Below are 2,560 nucleotides of genomic sequence, written 5' to 3'. Positions count from 1 at the left end.
TGAATCCGGCGTCGGCGAACGCGGCGGTGACGGCATCCGACACCCGCTGCACGGCATCCTGCTCGATCAGCGCGATGGCTGCGCCGCCGAATCCGCCACCCGTCATGCGCGCACCCAGCGCGCCGGCGGCGAGGGCCGTCTCGACGGCGGTGTCGAGTTCCGGAACGGAGATCTCGAAGTCGTCGCGCATCGACGCATGCGAGGCCACGAGAAGGTCGCCGATCGCGCGGGCGCCCTGTTCGCGCAGCACGCGGACCGTGTCGAGCACCCGCTGGTTCTCGGTGACGACATGGCGCACGCGGCGGAAGGTCACGTCGTCCATGAGCTCTTCCGCGCGGGCGAGATCGTCGACCGACACGTCGCGCAGACTCGGGACGCCCATGATGGCTGCCCCGCGCTCGCAGGCGGCACGACGCTCGCCGTACCCGCCGGTGGAGTGCGCGTGCTTCACGCGCGTGTCGATCACCAGGATCGCGAGTCCGGCTTCGGCGATGCCCACCGGCACCACCACGGCCTCGAGCGAACGGCAATCGAGGAAGATCGCCTCATCGGGCTGGCCCAGCATCGAGGCCATCTGATCCATGATGCCGGTCGGAGCGCCGACGGCCTCGTTCTCCGCTCGGCGACCGATGCGTGCGAGAGCGGTGCGATCGAGGCCGGCGTCCCAGAGATCGTTGAGGGCGGATGCCGTGGCGCCCTCGATCGCGGCCGACGACGACAGGCCCGCGCCGACGGGCACATCGGAGGCGATCGCGATGTCGAGTCCCGATCCGGTCGTGCCCGCCTGGCGCAGAGCCCACGCGACACCCAGCGGGTACGCGGCCCACTCGGGAACGGCGGGCGTCTCCCCGGTCGGCGTGGGGAACAGGTCGTCGAGCTCGTCGATCGCGACCTCGACAGGCGCGTCCGCGAACGTCGAGGCGACACGGATGCGCGCGTCGTCACGGGTGCCGACAGCCGCGACGGTGCGGTGCGGGATCGCGAACGGCAGCACGAACCCCTCGTTGTAGTCGGTGTGCTCGCCGATGAGGTTGACACGCCCCGGGGCCGACCAGACGCCGGCCGGCGCGGCGCCGGTGAGTGCGGTGAACAGAGCGGTCGCGGCGTCGTGGGTGGTGGCGATGGTCATGCGGATGCCTCTTCTGCGGTGTTCGATGCGGCGGTGTTCGATGCGGCGGCGTCGGCCGTGGCGATGGCCTCGCGGATGCGGGCGGCGCCCTGTTCCGGGGTGACCTCTGCAGCCCAGGCCCACATGGCGGCCTCGGAACCGGCGAGGAACTTGAGCTTGTCGGCTGCCCGCCGAGGACTCGTCAGCTGCAGGTGCAGGCGCACGCTGTCGCGGCCGACGTTGACCGGAGCCTGATGCCAGGCGGCGATGTACGGGGTCGGGGTGTCGTAGAGCGCGTCGACACCGCGGAGCAGGCGCAGGTAGAGAGGAGCGAGCTCATCGCGCTCGGCATCCGTCGTCTCGGCGAAGTCCGGAACGTGGCGGTGCGGCATCAGGTGCACCTCGAGCGGCCAGCGGGCAGCGAAGGGGACGAACGCGGTCCAGTGCTCGCCGCGGAACACGACGCGCTCGGAGTCCTGCTCGAAGTCGAGGATGCGCTGGAACAGATCGGGGGCGGTGCGGTCGATCGAGTCGAGCACGCGCGTCGTGCGAGGCGTCACGTAGGGATAGGCGTAGATCTGACCGTGCGGGTGCGGCAGCGTGACGCCGATCGCCTCACCGCGGTTCTCGAACGGGAAGATCTGCTCGATGCCGGGGAGCTTCGACAGGGCGGCGGTGCGGTCGGCCCACGCCTCGATCACGGTGCGTGCGCGCGTGACCGACTGCGTTCCGAACGAGCCGGTGTGCTCGGGGCTGAAGCACACGACCTCGCATCGGCCGACCGAGGTGCGGGTGCGTCCGAGACCGAGCGCTGCGAGGTCGTCGAGTCCGCGCGGGGCGTTGCTCGCCGCGGGGGAGATGCCGACGGCCTCGGCGAGTGCCGGGCCGAAGGCGGGGGAGCGGTTCTCGAACACCGCGACGTCGTAGCGCGAGGGCACCTCCGACGGGTTGGTCGGCGACTGCGGGGCGAGCGGGTCGGCGTCGGCGCTCGGCATCATCACGCGGTTCTGCCGGTTGGCGGCGACCGTGATCCAGTCTCCGGTCAGCACGTCGAGTCGCATCGAGGCGGTCTCACCCCGGGGATCGAGGGTGCGCGCGTCGACGCCCCGTTCGTCTCCGAGGGTCGTGCCGGGGTCGTCGAAGTAGATCAGCTCACGGCCGTCGGCGAGCGTCGTCGCCCGCTTGACCACTCCGGCGGACAGGGTCTCGGTTCGCATCTCAGCAGAATCGTGCGTGTTCACGTAAACATGGTACGCACACCGCCGTGGTAACGTCAACATTGCTGAGTTCTGAACGGTCGAAGGAGGGGCGCCGATGGACGACGACCTCCTGCGTGGAACGGAATCTCCGCGGCGACGCCGCCCCTCGTCCGGACGAGTCTCGATGGCGATGGTCGCCTCACGCGCCGGGGTCTCGGGGCAGACCGTGTCGCGCGTCGTCAACGACAGTCCT

2 protein-coding genes are annotated in these 2,560 nt (G+C 70.6%); both read right to left on the bottom strand.

What is annotated here, in order from left to right:
- On the bottom strand, positions 1 to 1,129 hold a 1,129-nt coding region (gene galK, locus RTM68_RS18245), incomplete at its 3' end, for a galactokinase (protein ID WP_312173704.1).
- On the bottom strand, positions 1,126 to 2,325 hold the full coding sequence (galT, locus tag RTM68_RS18240) for a galactose-1-phosphate uridylyltransferase (protein WP_312173703.1): 1,200 nt from the start codon (positions 2,323 to 2,325) through the stop codon (positions 1,126 to 1,128). The genes galT and galK, both read right to left, overlap by 4 nt.
- Positions 2,326 to 2,560: the final 235 nt, after the last annotated feature.

The organism is Microbacterium sp. (assembly GCF_031988965.1).
Lineage (GTDB): Bacteria > Actinomycetota > Actinomycetes > Actinomycetales > Microbacteriaceae > Microbacterium.
Note: the sequence above shows the minus strand (reverse complement) of the source record. Positions and strands in the feature narration are given on the sequence as shown.